Below are 21,551 nucleotides of genomic sequence, written 5' to 3' on the forward strand. Positions count from 1 at the left end.
CCAATGCGTTGCATTTGCAGCGCATAGATTACCACAGCTCCCGGTATATGTTTCGCGCTTTGAGAACCCTGTTCCTACGAGTTTTCAGATAGGGCGGTCCGCGCCCCGGCCACTTCTTTTTTGATGAAATTAGATCGAGTTGGGTGTGGCGGTCAGGCTGACGGCAAGTGCGAAGGACCGAGAACACCCGTCGAGCGGTGCTCCCCCTCTCCCTCATGCGAGCAGACGCGCTGCCTTGCTCTGGGCGGTCAAGCGATTAACCGCCTTCGTGTCGAATGATACGAACGTTTCGCCACCCAGCCATCGCCCCTCGTACGCAATCACGCCATCGGCGAAGTCACCCCCCGCATCCAGCAGCGCCAGCCCGGCTTCGACAGCGGGACGGTTCACCACCACATTGGCGGCATTGGTCAGGCGTCGCACAGCATCCGCGATCTCATCGGACGCGACTTTGTAACCCTGCGAGAGCACCCACACCAGCTCGCATAACGACGGCAGCGCGATCGCGACCAGTTCCGCCGCCGCAAGCTCCGCTTGCGCGAGCGCGCTTTGCTGCTCGTTGTCTCCGATCATGGCGCGCACTAGGACGTTCGTATCGGCCGTAATCTTCATCGCTTGCCGCTCCACCCTTGCGCAGCCACGTCATTGATGTCGTCGATCGACAGCGCGGGCCGGTTATCTCTTTTAAGTAAGTTGAAAACCGCGCTGATTGGCTCGCTGGCGTGCTCGGCACTGACCACCACCCGGCCGTCTGGGAGCTTATGAACCGAAATCCGCTGCCCTGGTTGAACGCCCAGATGGTCCAGCACATCCTTGCGTAGAGTGACCTGTCCTTTTGATGTCACGGTTAGCGTACTCATCACGACCTCGCAAAAGACTCAATGTAAGGCACTTTAACCTTACAATCAAGCTTGGCAAGAATCTTACGGATACGCGTTATCAGACAAGGCTCAGTTAAAGAAAGCGCGATGAACGCGGCCGAAGCACACGCATAGCGAATTCAAATCATTGTCCAGGGCGTACGTCAGATGGACGCGCGCGCAGAATTTCATACATCGCTGCCAGGTGCCTCTCCCCTACTGCCTCGGTGATTTGGCTTCGGCTCGGCAAAATCGGCGCCCACAGTCCGAGCTGCCGACAGACTGCTGATAGATACGGTTTCGAATCGCCCCGGGCGCATACTCGCGCGGCCGTAGCGATCGCGGTATCGCTTACCTGGCCACGCAGCCAGGCCAATACTTTGCGGTCACGCTCGTTCCGTACTCGCACCCACTCTTCCATGGCACCCTCCGAAAGCTGTATGTATATACAGTATTTAAGATAGCCCACCTATATGACAAAGGCAAGACGCGAAGTGCGAAGCTATGTGTGCCAGCAGGCGTATGCGTAATGATCGGAAGGCCAAACCCAGTTATCAGGCTTGATGTGAATCCCTAACAACTGCTTTTCGGCGCCGGAAGACCATCCCCGTGGATTCACCATCCCGCTTGAGCACGTGCGGGCGAGCGCTACAGGATGTGATAGATCGCTTGGAGGTGCTGTTTGCCTTTCTCGCCGGGTCGAAAGTCGGGGAACCGACACGCCTTGCCGGCGACACAAGGCAGATAGATAGGGCTTGACGTCACCACGGGCGCGCGCGGGCGCGGCGCTGACAATGGCCACACCTCGCTGAGGGTTTCAATGAGCCACTTCAAGGGTTGACAATCTTGCTCGTTGCGCAAGCGTACCCACTGCTTCCTGGTTTCCTCGCACGCTGTATGTATATACAGCCTGCATAAGACGAGTCTTGCTAATGACAATTGGTAGGCGCTTTTGGCCATTCGCTATGTGACGCCCAAAATTCGTTAATTAAGTGGGATGAAGCCGCGGCTTGAGCGGAGATCAACAGCGCAGGTTATTCAGGCACGAGATAGGAATACGCCGAGTCGTTCGGGTTGTTCGAAAATTTGAATACAGCGCGATGTAATCTTTATCCAAGCAGACGGGCAGATCCGCCTTGCGCCGTCTGACGTTTCACCGCTTCCCCTTATACGCCATCAAGCCGTCGGAACATCCCCACCGGATCAGAAAGCACCAGTCCGCTTCTACAGCAGGTGGGTAGACCATCACATTCGCAGCGCTAGTCGAGGTTCGCACGGCACCGGCAATGTCGTCAGCGGCGATTTTGTAGCCTTGCGATAGCACCCAGAACAACTCGCACAATAAAGGAAGCGCTACGGCCACGATATCTGCTCTCTCCAAGCTCCGCCTGCGTCACCTTACTTTACCGCTCACCGCCGCCGGTAATCGTGGGGCCAAGGACATTGGTGTCGGCCGTGATCTTCATAGTGTTCCACCTCAGCCTTGTGCAGCGAGGTCGTTCATCTCTGCAATAGACAGCTACGGGCTCCAGGCTGACCGTGTCGAGATTCCGGCGCCGCTGGCTGAGCTATCTGAACGGCGTCACAAAGGGCACGGGACTACGCCGGAGCGAGAAGCAACACGCTGGCAAGCTCGTCGGCCAAGTCGGCGACGAGTTGCGCGACATGGATTATCAGTCGCTCAAGCGGTGTGACGGCTCCGTCATGTTGAATGGTTCACGGCGCGCAAACATAGGGGTGGCGCCCCTTCCTTCGAGAAAATAGATGGATTTTGGGGCAGCTCAGTAAAGCGGTGCTATGCGAACCGTTCACCGAGTTGTGTGCGGTAAAGCGAAGCACGTAGTAAGTGCCGCCTGAAGGCCGAGTGCTGCCGAATTTGACCGAAGCTCGGCAAGAATTGTGCATGCGTTCGGTATCGTGAAAGCCGCGCCTGCGACGCTCGCGTTCACGCGTTGCGCTGATGAGTGTTATCGGCGCCGTTGTGGACTCGAGCACTGCCGTTGACGAAGGCGTGTTCGAAGTTTGCCGGTTCAGCAACCGCAGCTTTCGCGGACGGGGCGCAGCGCTATTGGTTGCTCACAATCTTGCGCGGCACGTCGTGACAAAGGCCAGCACTTGCTTGAAAAACCGCTTGGCTGCGGCCGTGTCGCGACGCTTATGCAGCCGGACATTCAGTTCCGAGCGATGCGGATCGACTGCTCGCCATAGCAAATAAGGCTCGTCCGGGGCGTAACAAACACTTCGTCCAGATGCCGTGTGGTGCCCAGCTTGCGACGCGCAACCGTGACGCTCGGTGCGAAGATTGCGGCAAACAACTAGTCGCACAAGCGCCGGATTGTCTCGCAGCTAACAACCACGCCCCGCTTGAACAGCAACTCTTCAATGTCGCGCAGGCTCAATTAAAACCGGATATATCAACGCACAATGCAACTGATGAGAGATGCCGGAAAACGGCGACTGTGAAAGAGCTATTTGGATTTCTTCCTCACAGGATTTGCGAGACCGACTCAGCAACTTGGCGGAGGCCACCGTCTACACAAAGGCCAAACGCGCCCGCAGCCGCAAGGACGCCGGAGACCTTTCATCGCGATGCCTCCTGAGCGCGAGAATGGCTCGTCGCTAACGATGCGTATCTGGAGCCTAGTCACGCTCTCGAGCAGGACTGTAGCTGCGTAGCGATTCGGCCCGATTGTCCGTCAATGAACGCTCTGGGGCCGGGGGCCGATAATGGTGCACGGATGACAACGTGTGTCTAGATTCTAGACACGCTCTAAATGAGACAACTAGGCAAAGGTCTGGTCGTTATTGAGAAGCCGGACACCGGAGTCATCCCCGGTACAGGAGCCTAATCAACCTGAAGCCAAAGGCGTGAGTGCTCGGAAGCTCTTCGTGCCAGACTTGCCCCCGTAACACCGATATGTACAGCGGTGAATAAACGGTCCGATTCATTATGTTCGTCCTGAAATTCGCTGAATGCGCAGCAAAGCCAGATCTCACGAGCTTGCCCGGGTACTTCAGTGTCCTTTGACTTGCCCCACATGTACTTTCCGACGGCCCAGACAAGCCCAACGTGTGGACGGAGAACAAACTTAAGCTCCGCGTCGACTCCTGAGATAGCGACAAACCAGATCGCTGTCGTCACCAGCGCAATGTCAACCGACAGCTATTTCACCAGCGTGTCTAGACTCTAGACACGCTGGAAAACGGGACAAAAAAGCCCGCGCAAGGCGTAATGCCGTTCAGTTAAGAGCTGAGCGGCATTTTGTTTTTGAAGCAGGAAGAGGTTGTAAACAACGCGCCAAGCTGTTAACTTTTCAGCGCGATGCTCTCAGCCCACCTTACCTATCTGATCGAAGCGCAAGAGCCGGTAGCCGACCTGAGCCGGCTGGCTGAGCATCTGCGTTACGAATGGATCGAACGTGCAGTCCGTGCTACGGGGACGGCAAGCCTGAGGCGCCGCCGCCTACCGGCTGAACAGGTGGTGTGGCTGGTAATCGCACTGGCGATGTACCGGCACTGGTCAGTCAGCGAGGTGCTGGACAGCCTTGATCTAGCGTTGCCCAACGAGGCCGCGCCGTTTGTCAGCAAGAGCGCGGCGGCGCAGGCGCGTCAGCGCGTCGGCGAAGCACCGTTGGCTTGGCTGTTTGAGCAGACAGCACGTGCTTGGACGACGCAAGACGCGGCTCACCATGCATTCAAGGGGTTGAGTCTGTGGGCGATGGACGGCACCACGCTGCGCACGCCCGACAGCCCGGCCAACCGTGAGCACTTCGGCGCACAGGGTTACGCCAGTGGCAAGGTGGCCAGTTATCCGCAAGTGCGCGCAGTGACGCTCACCGCGATTCCGACGCATCTGGTCGCCGATATCAATTTCGGTCGCTACGACACCAACGAAATGGTGTACGCCAAAAGCCTGCTGCCGCAGATACCGGAAGACTCGCTGACTGTGTTCGACAAGGGCTTTCTGGCCGCTGAGATTCTGTGTGGTCTGACGATGGGCGCACGCAATCGCCACTTTCTGATTCCAGCCAAATCCAATACCTGCTGGGAAGTGATCGCGGGTACCGCTGACGATGCAACGGTGCGCATGCGCGTCTTGCAGCAGGCGCGCAAGAAATGCCCGGCTTTGCCCGAATTCTGGGACGCGCGGGCGATCCGCACCATCGCGCGCGGGCGTGAACGCGTGCTGCTGACTTCGCTGGGCGAGCGTCGGCGTTTCAAACCCGCCGATATCGTGGCCTGCTACGAGCGTCGTTGGCAGATCGAAACCAGTTTCCGGGAGATCAAGCAATCGATGCTGGGTTCGGAGTTGACCTTGCGCAGCCGCAGCGTCGAAGGGGTGTATCAGGAAATATGGGGCGCGTTGATCGCCTACAACCTGATTCGCCGTGAGATCGCCAGCGCCGCATGGGAAGCCAAACTCGAGCCGACTGATATCAGCTTCGTGCGGGCCTTTCATACGATCCAGCACGAAATGATGTGGGCCGCTGTTACTCCGGCCTACGCAAAATTGCCAGCGTGCCTTAAGCGTTTGCGTGAACGGCTCAAGGCTTTACCCAATGAAAACGACCCGGTCGCGCATGCGAGCGGGTCGTCAAATCCCGACCTAAACGTTACACCGTTCGATACCTTAAGAAGGACCTTACTGAACGGCATTACCGCACGGGGCGGGCTTTCTGATCAAACGCAACAATTACTGCGGGTATGCCCATCAAAACGGAATATCGTCGTCCATTTCGTCGAAACCGCCGCCCGCAGGCGCGCTCGGACGGCTCGCGCCGCCAGCGTTGCCGCCGCCCGCAGGACGTCCGCCCGCTGCGGCGCCACGGCTAGCACCACCGCCGCCACTGCTGCGCTCGGCCGGTGCACGGCTGTAGCCTTCATCGCCACCACCGCCGCCTGCGCCGCTGCGTCCGCCCAGCATCTGCATCTGCTCGGCGACGATCTCGGTCGCATACTTTTCCACGCCGGCCTGATCGGTGTATTTACGCGTACGGATCCGGCCCTCGATATACACCGACGAGCCCTTCTTCAAATACTCGTTCACGATCTCGGCCAGCCGCCCGAAGAACGACACGCGATGCCATTCCGTCAGCTCCTTCATCTCGCCGGACGTCTTGTCCTTGAAGCGATCGGTGGTGGCAAGACGGATGTTGGCCACGGCGTCGCCGCTCGGCAGATAGCGAGTTTCCGGATCGGCTCCCAGATTGCCGACGAGAATGACTTTATTGACGGATGCCATGATTTCTCCTGTTGATTCGATTCAATTCAATTCAATTTGACCTGATGCCGTGCGCTCGCACGACAAAAAACGACTGCCGCTCAAGCCGTGCGCCGGACTTTCTGCGGCGGCGGTTTCATGTTCAGCGCTACGATCAACCATGCAAAAACCAACCCTGAGCACGCGAAAAACACAGCGCTCTGCCCATCTACTTTCAATAGCCAGCCGCCGATCACCCCGCCAATAGCGAGGCCGATGGATTGCGTTGTGTTGTAGACGCCTGCCGCCGCTCCCTTTCTCGTGCCAGGCGCGAGTTTGGAGACGAGCGACGGCTGCGACGCTTCCAGCACATTGAAGCCCAGGAAGTACACGAACAAAACTGCGGCCACTGCCCACAGGGTATGCGGAGCGGCGCCGAGTAACAACTGGCCAATCAGGATAAGACCTATGGCGCTGACCATCACGGCCTTCATTTTTCCGCGTTTTTCGGCGGCAATAATCGCCGGCACCATCATGACGAACGCCAGGCCCATCACGGGTAGATAGACTTTCCAATGCGCTGCGACGGGTAAACCGCCCGCTTCCAGAATGCGCGGCACAACGAGAAACAAAGCGGTTTGCGTAGCGTGCAACACCAGCACGCCAAAGTTCAGGCGCAACAATTCTACGTTGTGCAGCACTTCGGCGAACGGCGCTTTCACGTGCACAGGCGGCTTGGGCGCGTCCGGGACGACCCAGATCACGACGCCGACCGCGAGTATCGATAAAAATCCGATCAGCGTGAACAGACCGCTCATGCCGACCCACTGGAACACGATTGGCGCGCCCACAATGGCGACCGCGAACGAGACACCAATGCTCGCGCCCACCATGGCCATGGCTTTCGTGCGGTTTTCTTCCGTGGTCAGGTCGGCAATAAACGCGATTACCGCCGACGATACCGCTCCCATGCCCTGGATAACCCGGCCGACAATGATCCACGTCATGGAATGGCCGACCGCCGCCACGAAGCTGCCGATCGCAAACACGATCAGCCCGAAAGCAATGACGGGCTTGCGCCCGAGCTTGTCGGACACCCACCCGTAGAAGATGTAAAGCAGCGACTGCGTGACGCCGTAAGCGCCGAGCGCAATGCCGACCAGCAGCACGTTGTCACCGCCGGGGATGGTTCTCGCGTAGATCGAAAACACCGGCATGATCATGAAGAGACCGAGCATGCGCAGCGCAAAGATAGCGGCAAGCGACACGGTCGCACGCAACTCGGGCGCGCTCAGACGTGTGGACGTAGCAGACGGATTGGACATCGGGACGAGGTAATGTGGAAACGCGTCTAGCCGTGCGCGCGGACGCGGAACTCAAGCACGGCCGCCTTGTGGTTGCCCGGAACGGCACTATATGAGACTGGTGGCTAAGGCGTCTGGATCTGCTTCAGACCTGCGCCAGCGTCAGACGCAAAATTCGCGCGGAGGTTACCTGAACGCCGCTTAAGTAGACCATGAGTGATCCTTTAATGGACCATCAGTAATCCGCCAGCACCCTTCACAACCCCGCCGCATGCTTGATTGACGTCGACGGGCGCGGGCAACGCCCCCTCGAAAAGTCGTTATAGTAGCAGGTTTAGCCCCCTTACTTTCCGCCCGGTTCATGGAAGAAATTCGTATTCGTGGGGCTCGCACCCACAACCTTAAGAACATCAATCTCGACTTGCCGCGTCACAAGCTGATCGTGATTACGGGCTTGTCAGGTTCGGGGAAATCGTCGCTTGCGTTCGACACGCTCTACGCCGAAGGTCAGCGTCGCTACGTCGAAAGTTTGTCTGCCTACGCGCGTCAATTCCTGCAGTTGATGGAGAAACCCGACGTCGACCTGATCGAAGGATTGTCGCCGGCTATTTCTATCGAACAGAAGGCGACTTCGCATAATCCGCGTTCCACCGTCGGCACCGTCACCGAGATCCATGACTACCTGCGCCTGCTGTTTGCCCGCGTCGGTACGCCGCACTGCCCCGACCACCACATTCCGCTCGAAGCGCAAAGCGTGTCGCAAATGGTCGACGCCGCGCTCGCCATGCCCGAGGAAACGAAGCTGATGATCCTCGCGCCCGTGGTCGCGGACCGCAAGGGTGAGCATCTGGAATTGTTCGAAGCCATGCAGGCGCAGGGTTTTATCCGGTTTCGCGTGCGGTCGGGCGGGGGAACGGCCAACGAAGGCGTCGCGAAAATCTACGAAATCGAGTCGTTGCCCAAGCTGAAGAAGAACGACAAACATACTATCGATGTCGTTATCGACCGGTTGAAAGTGCGGCCGGACATGAAGCAACGGCTCGCGGAATCGTTCGAAACAGCATTGCGTCTCGCCGATGGCCGCGCGATCGCGCTCGAAATGGACTCCGAGAAAGAGCACCTGTACAGCTCGAAGTTCGCTTGCCCAATCTGTTCGTATTCGCTGCAGGAACTTGAGCCGCGCCTGTTCTCGTTCAACAACCCGATGGGTGCGTGCCCCGAGTGCGACGGCCTCGGCCAGATCACGTTCTTCGACCCGAAGCGGGTGGTCGCGCATCCGTCGCTGTCTTTGGCGGCGGGCGCGGTGAAAGGATGGGACCGGCGCAACCAGTTCTATTTCCAGATGCTGCAAAGCCTGGCGTCGTTTTTCGATTTCGATATAGACGGCGCCTTCGAGGATCTGCCGGAAAACGTCCGCAAGGTCCTGCTTTTCGGCTCGGGCAAAGAGGTCATTCCGTTCTCGTATATCAACGAGCGCGGCCGTACGACGGTCCGCGAGCATGCATTCGAAGGGATCATTCCTAGTCTGGAACGCCGCTACAAGGAAACGGATTCGGCGGCGGTCCGCGAGGAACTGGCGAAGTATCAGAACAACCAGGCGTGCCCGGCGTGCGAAGGCACGCGGCTGCGGACCGAGGCGCGCAACGTCAAGCTGGGCACCGGCGAAAATGCGCGCGCCATTTACGAAGTGAGCGGCTGGCCGCTGCGCGAGACGCTCGGTTATTTCCACACGCTGCACCTTGAAGGCGCGAAAGGCGAGATCGCCGATCGGGTCATCAAGGAAATCGTCGCGCGGCTGACGTTCCTGAATAACGTCGGGCTCGACTATTTGTCGCTGGAACGCAGCGCCGAGACGCTTTCCGGCGGCGAGGCGCAGCGTATCCGGCTGGCATCGCAGATAGGTTCCGGTTTGACGGGCGTGATGTACGTGCTCGACGAACCGTCGATCGGCTTGCATCAACGCGACAACGACCGGCTCATTGCCACGCTCAAGCATCTGCGCGACATCGGCAATTCGGTGATCGTGGTCGAACACGATGAAGACATGATCCGCATGGCCGACTACGTGGTCGACATGGGTCCGGGCGCGGGCGTGCATGGCGGCGAGATCGTCTCGCAAGGGTCGGCGAAGCACGTCGAGAACGATCCGAATTCGATGACCGGACAGTATTTATCGGGGAAACGGAGCATCAGCTATTCGACCGACCGCACGCCGCCGGACGAACGGCGGCTGCGGATCATCGAGGCTTACGGCAACAACCTGAAGCACGTGTCGCTTGATCTCCCGGTCGGATTGCTGACTTGCGTGACGGGCGTATCCGGTTCGGGCAAGTCCACGCTGATCAATGACACGCTGTATCACGCGGTGTCCCAACATTTGTACGGATCGTCCGCAGAGCCCGCACCCTACGAATCCATTGAAGGGCTGGAACACTTCGATAAGGTGATCAACGTCGATCAATCGCCGATCGGCCGTACGCCGCGCTCGAATCCCGCGACCTATACGGGCCTTTTTACGCCGATCCGCGAATTGTTCGCGGGCGTACCGGCATCGAAGGAACGGGGCTACGATCCCGGCCGTTTCTCGTTCAACGTGAAGGGCGGACGCTGCGAAGCGTGCCAGGGCGACGGCGTGCTCAAGGTCGAAATGCACTTTTTGCCCGACGTCTACGTGCCTTGCGACGTCTGTCACGGCAAGCGATATAACCGCGAAACGCTCGATGTCCAGTACAAGGGCAAGAACATCCACGAGGTGCTCGACCTCACCGTGGAAGCCGCGCACGAGTTCTTCAAACCCGTGCCCATTGTCGCGCGCAAGCTGAAAACCTTGCTCGACGTGGGTCTCGGGTATATCCGGCTCGGTCAGTCAGCGACCACGCTGTCGGGCGGCGAGGCGCAGCGCGTCAAGCTTTCGTTGGAACTGAGCAAGCGTGATACGGGTCGGACTCTGTACATCCTCGATGAACCGACCACGGGCCTGCACTTCCACGACATCGCGCTCTTGCTGGAAGTGATTCATCGGCTGCGAGATCAAGGTAATACTGTCGTAATCATCGAGCATAATCTGGATGTAATAAAAAGTGCGGACTGGGTCATCGACCTCGGTCCGGAGGGCGGCGCCGGTGGCGGCCAGATCATCGCGCAGGGGACACCGGAGCACGTCGCGCAGTCGAAGGCCAGTTTTACCGGCCGGTATCTTGCGCCTTTGCTGCAAAGGCCAAGATCGGCCGCATGACAGATTCGCCCACACCGCAACAAGGAGCCGCGTGCCGTTCGGGCCGCGGCAGTTGATAACCCGTTAGCGGCAGGAGACAAAAGGATTCATGGCAAAGCGCAACGAAGCGGCCGAGACCAGGCCCGCTGTCCGGCCCGTCCGGCTGACGAGTGACATGAGCATGCCGAAGTTGTCGGCGGTCGAGATTGGCAGTTATATCGCCGCGTTCGCCGGTTTGTTCCTGGTGCTGCATCTGCAGTTGCTTGGCGCGCTGTTGGCGGGAATGCTGGTGTATCAGCTTGTGCATATGATCGCGCCCCTGATCGAAAAGACCATGACGAGCGGACGCGCGCGCTGGGTCGCGGTCGTAATTGTGGCGGCGGTGATTGTCGGTGGGCTGGCGGGCGGAACTGTCCTGCTCATCGATCATTTTCAGCGCGATGTCCCGAGCGTTCAAAAGCTTCTCGATCAGCTGATGAAGCTCACGTCGCATGCGCGCCTGCAAGTGCCCGACTGGATCGCGAACTACCTTCCTGTCGATGCCGAACAGATGAAGGACAAGGCCGCCGAGCTGATGCAAACCCACGCCGCCATGTTGCAGCAGGGCGGCAAAGACGCGGCGCGTGGCTTCGGGCATGTGTTGATTGGCATGATCGTGGGCGCGATTATCGCGGTGGGCGTTCCCCGGACATCGCATCGCTTGCCGCTTTCAACTGCGCTCGTGACGCGCGTGACGCGTTTCTCAGAGGCGTTTCGACGGATCGTTTTTGCGCAGGTCAAGATTTCCGCGATCAACGCAACGTTCACGGCGCTGTATTTGCTGGTTGCGCTGCCGGTGTTTCACGAACGGCTGCCGCTATCGAAAACGCTGGTGATGGTGACGTTTATCGTCGGATTGCTGCCGGTGATCGGCAACCTCGTTTCGAACGCGATTATTGTGGGGATTTCATTGTCGGTGTCGTTTGGGACGGCTGTGGCTTCGCTGATCTTCCTGATCGTCATTCACAAGCTCGAATACTTTTTGAATGCGCGGATCATTGGCGGCCAGATCGAAGCGCGCGCCTGGGAATTGCTGCTGGCCATGCTCGCGATGGAAGCCGCTTTTGGATTGCCAGGTGTTATTGCCGCGCCGATTTTTTATGCTTATCTCAAGCGTGAGTTGGTTTATTTGAGGCTGGTTTAGCGGTTTTTTGCTCGCGCCGGTGGCGGGATTGCACGGATCATTGGTTGCGGGGTTGGCGGTCGGGGTCAGTGCCAGGTTGCTGCTTTCCAGGTTTTCGCGCGTTTTATGTTGGATGTTTTCTTTATCACTATTAGCCACTGCGCGTGGCGGCGCGTCATTTCTTGGTACTTAGCGACAAAGAAACGAAGCAAAGAAAGCGCTTTTAACAGCACTACCCTAAGTGTCCACAGCGTGCAGTTTTTATTCATTGGTGCCCCAAAAGCACGGTGCTCGCCAGAGCCACGGATGTGTGAACCCCTCTTTCTCCGAACACGGATACCCCACGCTTCGCCACCAGTGACTGAACCTAGTCGAAAAGCACCCCGCGCTATCCGCGTGAACCATCCACCAAATTTGTACGCATGACGAAACATGCTGCAAAACCATTCGGGGAACAAGGCCTTCAAAATGCGCGAGGCCGTACCCGACAAAATGACTGCAAGCCACCAGCTGCTTCGCAAAAAAATGAAGCAGCAGTACACATCAGTCCGTAATCCGTGAAGCTGAGCACGCATCTCTGCAGCGCAGACCACACAACCAAACTTTAAAGAAACGGAACCTGGAAAGCGCGTGAGGCCGTGCGGGTTTGCTTGGAAAAGGTGCTTGCCCGAGAACGTACGGGGCGAAGCGTTTTACTGTCAGGATTCGCGAGAAGGAGGGTTTCACACATCCGTGGCTCTGGCGAGCACCGTGCTTTTGGGGTACCAATGAAATAAAACTGCACGCTGTGGACACTTAATTTTTAGAGAGGTGAAAGCGCTTTCTTTGCTTCGTTTCTTTGTCGCTTTGGACAAAGAAAAGACGGGCGGATTCAACTGGTGATCGCAACACCTATAACTTCTGCAAGTTTATTGGCTGGCGCCATGAAGTCGAGGGTTTTACGTGGTCGTCCATTCAGAAGTGCGGCGACCTTGTTCAACTCGGCTTGTGAATAACCATCCAGGCGTGTGCCTTTAGGGAAGTACTGACGTAGCAGGCCGTTCGTATTCTCGTTGCTACCGCGTTGCCAAGGACTGCGCGGATCGCAGAAATACACGTCGACCTCGGTGGCAAGAGTGAACGTCTTGTGACTTGCCAGTTCGCGGCCACGGTCCCACGTGAGCGTTTGGCGCAACTCCTTAGGCAGCTTCTTCACCTGCTTGATCAGAGCCGACACGACGCTTGCAGTGTCTTTGCCTTGGACTTTCACCAGCATCACAAAGCGCGATTGGCGTTCAACCAGGGTGGCAATATGCGAATTGTTCGAGCCCGATATCAAGTCACCTTCCCAGTGCCCGGGAACCGCTCGGTCTTTCACTTCTGCGGGACGTTCGCTGATTGATACAGCATCGATGATCGCCCCTCTATTTTGTCCGCTGCCCGTTGCTTTTTTAGCACGCCGCATCACGCGATTGGTGCGCAAATGCTCCATCAGCTCCTTTTTAAGGACACCCCGAGCTTGTACGTACAGGCTTCGGTAGATCGTTTCATGTGACAGTTGCATGAGCTTATTGACTGGAAACTGCCGTTTAAGCCAGCCCGATATCTGGGCAGGTGCCCATTGTAGTTTGAGCTTGCTTGCCACGAGCTGGCGTAATCGCGCCCGGTTTGAAAGTGCACAGGCTTTGGGCCGTAGCGCATTCTTCCAGGCGTTGGCGTCGGCCTGTTGTGCGCGGTACTTTATCGGCCCACCGTTGCGTTCGATCTCCCGGCTGATCGTCGATGGCGCTCGGTTCAGACGCGCTGCAATGCGGTTTGAAGACCAGTTTGCGCTCAGCCCACGCGAGATCGCTTCGCGCTCCTCGGGCGTCAGTGCGCGTGGCGAGCGCTTTCTTGGCAGTGGCGCGATGCCACCGCGCTTAGCAAGCATCCGGTGCACCGAGCCCACTTCACGCTCAAGCGCCCGCCCGATCTCGCTGACGGACTCCGCTGCGCGCCAGCGCCTCCAGATCTCGCCCTTCTGGGTCGACGTCAACCACGGTTTCGCTTGTCGTTTCATAGCTTCATCCTCCGATTTCCCTATTGGAACAGAGGTGTTGCATCGACCGGTTGAATCCGCCCGTGCCGCCACGCACAGTGGCTAATAGAGCGAAAAAGATCAGCTAACACCGAACGCGCAAAAACCTGGAAAGCAGCAACCCGGCATTGACCCAGACCGCTACCCCCGGAACCTACCAACCCGGCATAGACTCCGACCGCTAACGCAGAACCCGTGCACCCCGACACAACCCCGCCCCCCCCAAACCGCCCCCCGATCAAGTGCGAACGTCCCCTACTTGAACACCACCGTCTTACTCCCATTCAACACGATCCGGTGCTCCACGTGCCACCGCACGGCCCTCGCGAGCGTCACGCATTCCACATCACGCCCGATTGCCGTCAACTGATCCGGTGTCATGCTGTGGTCCACGCGCTCAACTTCCTGCTCGATGATCGGCCCTTCATCAAGATCCGTCGTCACATAATGCGCAGTAGCGCCAATCAACTTAACGCCACGATCGAACGCCTGATAATAAGGCTTGGCGCCTTTAAAGCTCGGCAAGAACGAGTGATGAATATTAATAGCCCGGCCATTAAGCGCCGCACACATTTCCGGCGACAAAATCTGCATATAACGCGCGAGCACGACGAGATCGATCTTGTGCTGATCGACAATCTCCAGCACCCGCGCTTCCTGCGATGCCTTTGCTTCGGGCGTAGATGCCATCAACGGTAAGTGGTGAAACGGCACGTCATAACTAGCGGCCAACTGATAAAACTCACGGTGATTCGAAACAATCGCCGGAATCTCGATCCCAAGTTGCCCCGTGCGATATCGGAACAGCAAGTCGTTCAGGCAATGTCCGATCTTCGACACCATGATCATCACGCGCGGTTTCATCGACGCATCGTGCAGTTCCCACTTCATGCCGAATTCATCGGCGAGTGTGCTGAACGAAGTGCGCAACGCATTGAGACCGGGATCACCGCCAACTTGCTGGAAGTGCACACGCATGAAAAACTCGCCGGTGTGACTGTCGCCGAATTGCGCGGAATCGAGAATATTGCTGCCGAGATCGAATAGGAAACCAGACACGGCATGCACAATGCCGGGACGATCCGGACACGACAACTTCAAGATAAAACTATGTTCGGTCGACATGAATCGATACTCCTTTGAGATATTTCAAAGCACGTTCAACACGTTTTCAAACTACCGGCGGTAAATAAATCGCCGGCATGCCCTCGCACGCTTCTTCATCTATCCACTTGCGGCGCAGCAGGCAATCCAGAGTGGCCAGACTGGCATCGACTGTCATTGCGCCTTCTTCAATCCAGCGCGCGACTTCATCTATGCGCGCAAGCCGATGTTCACCCACTTCGCCATCCTGATTGCGTGGCGCGAAATCAGCAGGCAGGGTCAGGTCGAAAACGTAAATCAGCTCGGCTTGCGTGCCTTCGGGCAGTGATTGAAGCACATAGAATTCGCGTCCGCGAATAGCCTGGACCGCCAACTGCGGCTGCATGCCCGATTCTTCCCAGCACTCCTTCACGAGCGTTTCCTCGATCCCCATCCCCCAGCCGATACCGCCGGCGACCACGTTATCGAGCATGCCGGGATCGGTCGCTTTGGTGTCGCTGCGCCGGGCGATCCAGAGCTCTGGCGCGCGGCCCGGCTCTTCAACAATGCCGTTCAGATGAACCGCGTACGTCATTGTGCCGAAGAACCGCGAAGCCGCCCGTTCGATAAACGCAAGCGGCTCGGCGTCGAAGGCATTACGGATGGCGTAGGTTTCATTGCGCCAGCCGGGAATGCGGCCATCGGCGGCCAGCATGCCGATCACCGCGCCGAGCGCGGCGCTGCGCGCGTTGAGGTCGGCGAAAGTATCGGCGAGGCGGATCGACGTTTGATCGATGTGAAACACATCCGGCCACGACTGCAGCGCGGGTGCATCGATGCGCCGGATCCAGCCGACCCGTTCACGGCCGATGTAAAACGGCAAATGCGCCGAAACATCGAAACGACGTGCGGCGACAATGGCAGGCAAGCTCATGAGGGGCTCCGGCGGCGACGGAAAGCCGGAAATTGTACAGGGGGTTTTATTAGCAGCGAGACCGGCGTTTGAGTTTGACCGCCCGGGTCAAACCGCAGTAGCTCCCCGCGCACACCGTGACGACTCCGTCCTAATCCTTTAACGCCACGCGAATCCCGAGCCCGATAAATGTCGCGCCAGCCAGCCGGTCGAGCCACACGCCCACCTTCGGACGCCGCTTCAAATAAGCGCCGATCATCCCGGCGGCGACGCCAAAAACCGAGAACACAACCACCGTCTGCAACATGAACACGCCGCCAAGCTCGAACATCTGCAACATGACGCTTTGGACGCCATGCGGATTCACGAACTGCGGCAGGAACACGATAAAAAACAGCGTCACTTTCGGGTTCAGCATATTGCCGATCACGCTTTGCCGAAACACGACAGTCAACGGCTGGCTCGGCCGCTCGTGCGCGCTCGACAAACCCTTGCTGCGAATCGACTTGATGCCAATCCAGATCAGATAAGCAGCGCCAGCCAGCTTGACCGCCTCAAACGCGACAGGTGAAGACTTGAGCAACGCGGCCACGCCAAGCGCGGCGAGCGTCGTATGAAACGAGATCCCGGCGGCAAATCCAACCGCCGCAACCAGCCCGGCGGCACGCCCTTGCGAAATGCCGCGCGCGAGCACCTGGAGATTGTCCGGACCGGGCGCCACGGTAATGGCAATGGAAGCCGCGAGAAACAGGAGGAAATTTGGCATGAGTGAGAGAAGTCGGAGAAGTAACCCGGAGAAATTAATGGCCGCTGAATTCGCAGACCGTATAGAGCTGCAAGCCCGATTCGCGCAGAAGTTTTGACCCGCCAAGCTCCGGCAAATCGATAATCGCCGCTCCCTCGACCACCACCGCGCCGAGCCGTTCGAGCAACATCTTGCCGGCCATCATCGTGCCGCCCGTTGCAATCAGGTCGTCGACCAGCACTACCCGCTCGCCGGGCTTGCACGCATCTTCGTGAATTTCTACGGTCGCGCTGCCATATTCAAGTTCATACGACTGCGACAGCGTCCTGAACGGCAGCTTGCCCTTCTTGCGGATCGGCACGAATCCCAGGCCTAGTTCGTAAGCGAGAATCGGTCCGATGATAAAACCACGCGCATCGAGTCCGGCAATAGTGTCGATTCGTGCATCGATATAACGCTGCACCAGCATGTCGATCAGCGTGCGCAGCGCGCGCCGATCCTGCAAAACCGGGGTGATATCGCGGAATTGCACACCGGGCTGCGGCCAGTCCGGCACCGTGCGAATCCGCTCCCGGATAAAAGCGGCAGGATTGGATACGCTCGATACAGAGGACGCTGCGAACTCAGACATTTCAGACATGAATGATGTCTCCTGGAAAACCTCAGGCTACCGCGCCCGCACGGCGATTGCGCGACAGCCGTTCTTCGGCCTGCTGCAGCGCCTCGGGCAAACCGCGCAGCACCACAATGTCGCTCGCCCGCAGCTTGGTGTCGGGATCAGGCTCTACGCCGCGAATTCCGTGCCGGCGAATGGCTGTCACCTCCACCCCGTCGCCCACCAGCCCGAGCTCATCGAGCGTACGGCCGACCGCGTCGGCGTTTTCATCGACGGGAACTGATTGTAGCCGGACCTGTTCGCGACGCTCATCGTCGTCTTCATCCGCGCCGTGAAAATATCCTCGCAGCATGCTGTAACGCTCGTCGCGCATTTCTTCCACGCGCCGGACCACGCGCCGCATGGGCACGCCCATCAGCACCAACGTATGCGACGCCAGCATCAAGCTTCCTTCCACGATTTCCGGAATCACCTCCGTCGCGCCCGACGCAATCAGCTTTTCCAGATCGGCGTCATCAACCGTACGAACGATGGTCGGCAACGTGGGTTCGAGCTCATGAATGCTGTGCAGCACGCGCAACGCGGACGGCGTGTTCGCGAAGGTGATCGCGACCGTGGCCGCGCGATGAATACCGGCCGCGACGAGCGCCTCGCGCCGGCCGGCATCGCCGTACACCACGCTTTCACCCGCAGCCGCCGCTGCCGCCACGCGATCGGGGTCCAGGTCGAGCGCAACGTACGACAACCCTTCGTGTTCCAGCATTCGCGCCAGATTTTGCCCCGCGCGGCCGTAGCCGCAGATAATCACGTGGCCACTTTGCTTGATGCTCTGCGTCGCAATCCGCGTCATCTGCAGCGACTGCCGCAACCATTCAGTGGAGGAAAGCCGCAGCACGATCCGGTCGGCATTCTGGATGATGAACGGCGCGGCCAGCATGGAAAGCAGCATCGACGAAAGGATGGCTTGCAGCAACACGGGCTCGACAAGGTGTTTATCGAGGATCAGGTTCAGCAGCACAAACCCGAACTCGCCAGCCTGCGCGAGGTTGAGCCCGGTGCGCATCGCCACGCCCGGCGGCGAGCCGAATAGCCGCGCGAGGCCGGTGATCATCACGGCTTTCAGCAGGATCGGCAAAACGAAAAACGACGCCACGAGAAACGGGTGTTCCCAGATCACGCGCGGATTGAGCAGCATGCCCGTGGTCACGAAAAACAGCCCGAGCAGCACGTCGCGGAACGGCTTGATGTCCTCTTCCACCTGATGCCGGTACGGCGTTTCCGCGATCAGCATGCCCGCGATAAACGCGCCGAGCGCGAGCGAGAGGCCGAATTTATCGGTGATGAACGCCGCGCCCAGCGTCACCAGTAGCAGGTTCAGCATGAAGAGTTCTTGCGAGCGCCGGCGCGCGACAATATTAAACCAGCGCGTCATGAATTTCTGGCCGATGAACAGCAGCACCGTCAACGCCACCACGATCTTGATCGCGGCGAGTGCGAGCCAGAACGCCAGCTCCTTCGAATTGCCGTTGCCAAACGCGGCAATGATGATCAGCAGCGGCACCACGGCCAGATCCTGGAACAGCAATACGCCGAAGATATTGCGGCCATGCTCGGATTCCAGTTCGAGCCGTTCGGCAAGCATTTTCGAAACGATGGCGGTCGACGACATCGACAACGCGCCGCCCAACGCAATGCTCGCCTCCCACGACATGTCGGTCCAGAAGTTCGCGATCCATCCGAACAAAAGCGCCAACGCAATCGTTGCGGCCACTTGACTGGCGCCGAGACCGAACACAATCCGCCGCATTGAACGCAATTTCGATAACGAGAATTCCAGCCCGATCGAAAACATCAGGAACACCACGCCGAATTCAGCCAGATGCTGCGCGCGGTCGCTATCCGGCGCAATGCCGGCAGCGTGCGGTCCGACGATGATCCCAACCGCCAGGTACCCCAACATGGGCGGCAGGTTGAAGAAGCGGAATACGACGACCCCTGCCACTGAACACAGCAGCAACAGCAACGTCATTTCAAGCGGGGAAGTCATCCGTCTAGCGTCCTCGTTTGTCGGCGGATGGCGGCTCGGGGAGCGCATCCGTATCTTGTGTTTTTTAACGCGCGCAAGCGTTGCGCGCAACAAAACACACGGCCTTGCGGGGGCGGATGAGCGGCTGAAGGCCGCCCCGTCTCCGGCGCGGCGCAAAGGTGCCTTTGTTATACTTCGCGCATGATAGCGAAAATCAATGGCGACCGGGCACTCGCGCTGGCTCGCACCGTGCTCGAAATTGAAGCCGACGCTGTGCGCGGCCTGTCCGCACAACTCGACGACAACTTCACCGGCGCCGTCGAATTCCTGCTCGGATGCAAGGGCCGCGTGGTGGTATCGGGTATCGGCAAATCCGGGCATATCGCCCGCAAATTCGCGGCTACGCTCGCAAGCACCGGCACGCCCGGCTTCTTCGTTCATCCGGCCGAAGCGAGCCACGGCGACCTCGGCATGGTGACCGCCGACGACGTGTTCATCGCCCTGTCGAACTCGGGCGAAACCTCGGAACTCGTTGCCATTCTGCCCATCATCAAGCGCCTCGGGGCAAAATTGATCGCCATCACCGGGCGGCCTGAATCAAGCCTCGCGAAACTGGCTGACGTGCACCTGAATGCGCACGTCGATAAAGAAGCCTGCCCGATGAATCTCTCGCCGACCGCGAGTACAACTGCCGCGCTTGCATTGAGTGACGCGCTCGCCGTTGCCGTGCTCGACGCCCGCGGTTTCGGCCCTGAAGACTTTGCGCGCTCGCACCCGGGCGGCGCGCTTGGCCGGCGACTGCTTACATACGTGCGCGACGTGATGCGCGTCGGGCCGGAAGTGCCGGAAGTGCCGCTCGACGCCACCGTCTCCGACGCCCTCTTCCAGATCACCGCCAAGCGCATGGGCATGACGGCCGTGGTCAACGAAAAGCGTCACGTTGAAGGCATTTTCACCGACGGCGACCTGCGCCGGATTCTTCAGCGCGACGGCGATTTCCGCACGCTGCCGCTCATCGATGTCATGACGCGTAATCCGCGTACGATCGGTCCGGACCATCTCGCGGTGGAAGCGGTGGAACTGATGGAGCGTTATCGCATCAATCAGATGCTGGTTGTGGATGAAAACGCGATCCTGATCGGCGCCCTGAACATGCATGACCTCTTTTCCAAGAAGGTAATCTGATGTCGACCTTGTCTTTCACGCCGGATATTGCTGCAACGGAAGACGCGCACGACCGCGCGAGCCGCGTGAAGCTGATGATTTTCGACATCGACGGCGTGTTCACCGACGGCAGCCTGTTCTTCTCCGTCGACGGCGACGCCATGAAGTCCTTCAATTCACTCGATGGCCACGGCGTGAAACTGCTGCAATCGGCGGGCGTGCAAACGGCCATCATTACGGGACGCAGCTCCGGCATCGTCGCGGCACGGGCTCGCGAGCTGGGCGTGACGCACCTTCATCAAGGCGTCGCCGATAAAACCATTGCATTCGCCGAATTGCTGCGAACCACGGGCATCTCGGCGACCGAATGCGGCTACATGGGCGACGACTGGCCCGATCTCGCCGTGATGCGCTTGTGCGGTTTCGCGGGGGCGCCCGCCAACGCGCACGAGGAAGTATTGAACCGCGTGCATTTCACGACGACCAAACGAGGCGGCGAAGGCGCGGTACGCGAAGTATGCGACGCCATCCTGCGCGCCCAGAATTCCTACGACGGCCTGCTTGCCGCGGCTATCGGAACCTGAATCCCATGCCACGACCCACCAAACTGACGTCAGCGCTGCCCGTCGTCGCGCTGGCCATCCTCGCGGGCATCACCTACTGGCTGCTGCAAGCTACGCTGCCGAAGCCCCAGGAGCCAGAGCGCCCGAAGGAACACGCGCCCGACTACTTCGCGACGAACTTCTCGGTCTCCGAACTCGACACCACCGGCACGACGCAGTACAGGCTGACCGCGATTTCGATGGTGCATTACGAAGACGATGAAGTCAGCGACCTCACGAAACCCGCGATGCGCATGTTCCAGCCGCTGCGCCCGACCGTGACGGCAACCTCCGAGCGCGGCACGGTGAACGGCGACGTCTCGATCGTCAACCTGTACGAGAACGCCCACATTTTGCGTGTGGCCGGCTACGGCGACCCGCAGATGACGGCGGATTCGGAGCACTTTCGCATCCTTGTGAACGACGATGTCATCGAAACGGAAAAGCCGGTTAAACTTCAGCGCGGTCCGTCCGTGATGACGGGTGACGGCATGAACTACAACAACGCGACCCGGGTAATGAAGCTGTTTGGGACGGTACGCGGCCAGATCGCTGCTTCCGATACCCTCGGCACCTCATCCAAATAAACCCGGCAGTTCCGACGAA

Annotated in this window: 15 protein-coding genes and 2 pseudogenes; 6 read left to right on the top strand and 11 right to left on the bottom strand. The window is 58.9% G+C overall.

Annotated features, from left to right (window positions below):
• Positions 1 to 213: 213 nt before the first annotated feature.
• From ACMX25_RS27770 to ACMX25_RS27780, 3 genes and pseudogenes are all read right to left on the bottom strand, one after another.
• Entirely contained in the window at positions 214 to 612 is a 399-nt protein-coding gene (locus ACMX25_RS27770) for a type II toxin-antitoxin system VapC family toxin (RefSeq protein WP_414953207.1), read from the bottom strand.
• Positions 609 to 860: an AbrB/MazE/SpoVT family DNA-binding domain-containing protein gene (locus ACMX25_RS27775; protein WP_414953208.1), complete on the bottom strand. Its 252-nt coding sequence runs from the start codon at positions 858 to 860 to the stop codon at positions 609 to 611. The genes ACMX25_RS27770 and ACMX25_RS27775 overlap by 4 nt, the downstream gene beginning before the upstream one ends.
• A gap of 1,795 nt (positions 861 to 2,655) precedes the next feature.
• Positions 2,656 to 3,295 (bottom strand): annotated as a pseudogene (locus ACMX25_RS27780) (DDE-type integrase/transposase/recombinase).
• A gap of 887 nt (positions 3,296 to 4,182) precedes the next feature.
• On the opposite strand from ACMX25_RS27780, the pseudogene ACMX25_RS27785 reads away from it, so the two are divergent.
• Positions 4,183 to 5,540, top strand: a pseudogene (locus ACMX25_RS27785) (IS4 family transposase).
• 31 nt (positions 5,541 to 5,571) lie between these two features.
• On the opposite strand, the gene ACMX25_RS27790 reads toward ACMX25_RS27785, so the two are convergent.
• Together ACMX25_RS27790 and ACMX25_RS27795 are read right to left on the bottom strand one after the other, a co-directional pair.
• Complete coding sequence (locus tag ACMX25_RS27790; RefSeq protein ID WP_414953209.1) at positions 5,572 to 6,102, bottom strand: single-stranded DNA-binding protein; 531 nt, start codon at positions 6,100 to 6,102, stop codon at positions 5,572 to 5,574.
• 80 nt (positions 6,103 to 6,182) lie between these two features.
• Positions 6,183 to 7,385 carry an MFS transporter gene (locus tag ACMX25_RS27795; protein ID WP_414953210.1) on the bottom strand — a complete coding sequence of 401 codons (1,203 nt, stop codon included), beginning with the start codon at positions 7,383 to 7,385 and terminating at the stop codon, positions 6,183 to 6,185.
• A gap of 340 nt (positions 7,386 to 7,725) precedes the next feature.
• On the opposite strand from ACMX25_RS27795, the gene uvrA reads away from it, so the two are divergent.
• Both uvrA and ACMX25_RS27805 read left to right on the top strand, forming a co-directional pair.
• Entirely contained in the window at positions 7,726 to 10,599 is a 2,874-nt protein-coding gene (uvrA, locus tag ACMX25_RS27800) for an excinuclease ABC subunit UvrA (protein WP_414953211.1), read from the top strand.
• A gap of 88 nt (positions 10,600 to 10,687) precedes the next feature.
• Positions 10,688 to 11,761 carry an AI-2E family transporter gene (locus ACMX25_RS27805; RefSeq protein WP_414953212.1) on the top strand — a complete coding sequence of 358 codons (1,074 nt, stop codon included), beginning with the start codon at positions 10,688 to 10,690 and terminating at the stop codon, positions 11,759 to 11,761.
• A gap of 850 nt (positions 11,762 to 12,611) precedes the next feature.
• On the opposite strand, the gene ACMX25_RS27810 is transcribed toward ACMX25_RS27805, so the two are convergent.
• From ACMX25_RS27810 to ACMX25_RS27835, 6 genes are all read right to left on the bottom strand, one after another.
• Complete coding sequence (locus ACMX25_RS27810; RefSeq protein ID WP_414953213.1) at positions 12,612 to 13,778, bottom strand: IS30 family transposase; 1,167 nt, start codon at positions 13,776 to 13,778, stop codon at positions 12,612 to 12,614.
• A 273-nt stretch (positions 13,779 to 14,051) separates the two neighbouring features.
• Positions 14,052 to 14,921 carry a formyltetrahydrofolate deformylase gene (purU, locus tag ACMX25_RS27815; RefSeq protein ID WP_414953214.1) on the bottom strand — a complete coding sequence of 290 codons (870 nt, stop codon included), beginning with the start codon at positions 14,919 to 14,921 and terminating at the stop codon, positions 14,052 to 14,054.
• A gap of 46 nt (positions 14,922 to 14,967) precedes the next feature.
• Complete coding sequence (locus tag ACMX25_RS27820; RefSeq protein ID WP_414953215.1) at positions 14,968 to 15,813, bottom strand: NUDIX hydrolase; 846 nt, start codon at positions 15,811 to 15,813, stop codon at positions 14,968 to 14,970.
• 130 nt (positions 15,814 to 15,943) lie between these two features.
• Entirely contained in the window at positions 15,944 to 16,558 is a 615-nt protein-coding gene (locus tag ACMX25_RS27825; protein WP_414953216.1) for a LysE family translocator, read from the bottom strand.
• Positions 16,559 to 16,592: 34 nt separating this feature from the next.
• A complete protein-coding gene (locus ACMX25_RS27830) occupies positions 16,593 to 17,168 on the bottom strand; it encodes an adenine phosphoribosyltransferase (RefSeq protein WP_414953246.1) in 576 nt (191 codons plus the stop codon).
• Positions 17,169 to 17,199: 31 nt separating this feature from the next.
• Positions 17,200 to 19,200, bottom strand: a complete 2,001-nt coding sequence (locus ACMX25_RS27835) for a cation:proton antiporter domain-containing protein (protein WP_414953217.1) — start codon at positions 19,198 to 19,200, stop codon at positions 17,200 to 17,202.
• 180 nt (positions 19,201 to 19,380) lie between these two features.
• Here ACMX25_RS27835 and kdsD point away from each other — a divergent pair, with 180 nt between their 5' ends.
• The 3 genes from kdsD to lptC are packed head-to-tail and all read left to right on the top strand — an operon-like array spanning position 19,381 to position 21,532.
• A complete protein-coding gene (kdsD, locus tag ACMX25_RS27840) occupies positions 19,381 to 20,364 on the top strand; it encodes an arabinose 5-phosphate isomerase KdsD (RefSeq protein WP_414953218.1) in 984 nt (327 codons plus the stop codon).
• Complete coding sequence (locus ACMX25_RS27845; RefSeq protein ID WP_414953219.1) at positions 20,364 to 20,927, top strand: KdsC family phosphatase; 564 nt, start codon at positions 20,364 to 20,366, stop codon at positions 20,925 to 20,927. Before kdsD ends, ACMX25_RS27845 begins: the two co-directional genes overlap by 1 nt.
• A 5-nt stretch (positions 20,928 to 20,932) precedes the next feature.
• The gene (gene lptC, locus ACMX25_RS27850; RefSeq protein WP_414953220.1) at positions 20,933 to 21,532 is read left to right on the top strand and encodes an LPS export ABC transporter periplasmic protein LptC; all 600 of its coding nucleotides are present in this window, start codon (positions 20,933 to 20,935) and stop codon (positions 21,530 to 21,532) included.
• Positions 21,533 to 21,551: the final 19 nt, after the last annotated feature.

This window comes from Caballeronia eucalypticola, assembly GCF_047608185.1.
GTDB lineage: Bacteria > Pseudomonadota > Gammaproteobacteria > Burkholderiales > Burkholderiaceae > Caballeronia.

Excerpts from the sequence above, each read along its gene's own strand:
- ACMX25_RS27835 (WP_414953217.1), bottom strand. The coding sequence starts at position 19,200 with ATGACTTCCCCGCTTGAAATGACGTTGCTGTTGCTGCTGTGTTCAGTG.
- lptC (WP_414953220.1), top strand. The coding sequence starts at position 20,933 with ATGCCACGACCCACCAAACTGACGTCAGCGCTGCCCGTCGTCGCGCTG.
- ACMX25_RS27795 (WP_414953210.1), bottom strand. The coding sequence starts at position 7,385 with ATGTCCAATCCGTCTGCTACGTCCACACGTCTGAGCGCGCCCGAGTTG.
- ACMX25_RS27845 (WP_414953219.1), top strand. The coding sequence starts at position 20,364 with ATGTCGACCTTGTCTTTCACGCCGGATATTGCTGCAACGGAAGACGCG.
- purU (WP_414953214.1), bottom strand. The coding sequence starts at position 14,921 with ATGTCGACCGAACATAGTTTTATCTTGAAGTTGTCGTGTCCGGATCGT.
- ACMX25_RS27790 (WP_414953209.1), bottom strand. The coding sequence starts at position 6,102 with ATGGCATCCGTCAATAAAGTCATTCTCGTCGGCAATCTGGGAGCCGAT.
- ACMX25_RS27830 (WP_414953246.1), bottom strand. The coding sequence starts at position 17,168 with ATGTCTGAGTTCGCAGCGTCCTCTGTATCGAGCGTATCCAATCCTGCC.
- ACMX25_RS27810 (WP_414953213.1), bottom strand. The coding sequence starts at position 13,778 with ATGAAACGACAAGCGAAACCGTGGTTGACGTCGACCCAGAAGGGCGAG.
- ACMX25_RS27820 (WP_414953215.1), bottom strand. The coding sequence starts at position 15,813 with ATGAGCTTGCCTGCCATTGTCGCCGCACGTCGTTTCGATGTTTCGGCG.
- uvrA (WP_414953211.1), top strand. The coding sequence starts at position 7,726 with ATGGAAGAAATTCGTATTCGTGGGGCTCGCACCCACAACCTTAAGAAC.
- ACMX25_RS27805 (WP_414953212.1), top strand. The coding sequence starts at position 10,688 with ATGGCAAAGCGCAACGAAGCGGCCGAGACCAGGCCCGCTGTCCGGCCC.
- kdsD (WP_414953218.1), top strand. The coding sequence starts at position 19,381 with ATGATAGCGAAAATCAATGGCGACCGGGCACTCGCGCTGGCTCGCACC.
- ACMX25_RS27775 (WP_414953208.1), bottom strand. The coding sequence starts at position 860 with ATGAGTACGCTAACCGTGACATCAAAAGGACAGGTCACTCTACGCAAG.
- ACMX25_RS27825 (WP_414953216.1), bottom strand. The coding sequence starts at position 16,558 with ATGCCAAATTTCCTCCTGTTTCTCGCGGCTTCCATTGCCATTACCGTG.
- ACMX25_RS27770 (WP_414953207.1), bottom strand. The coding sequence starts at position 612 with ATGAAGATTACGGCCGATACGAACGTCCTAGTGCGCGCCATGATCGGA.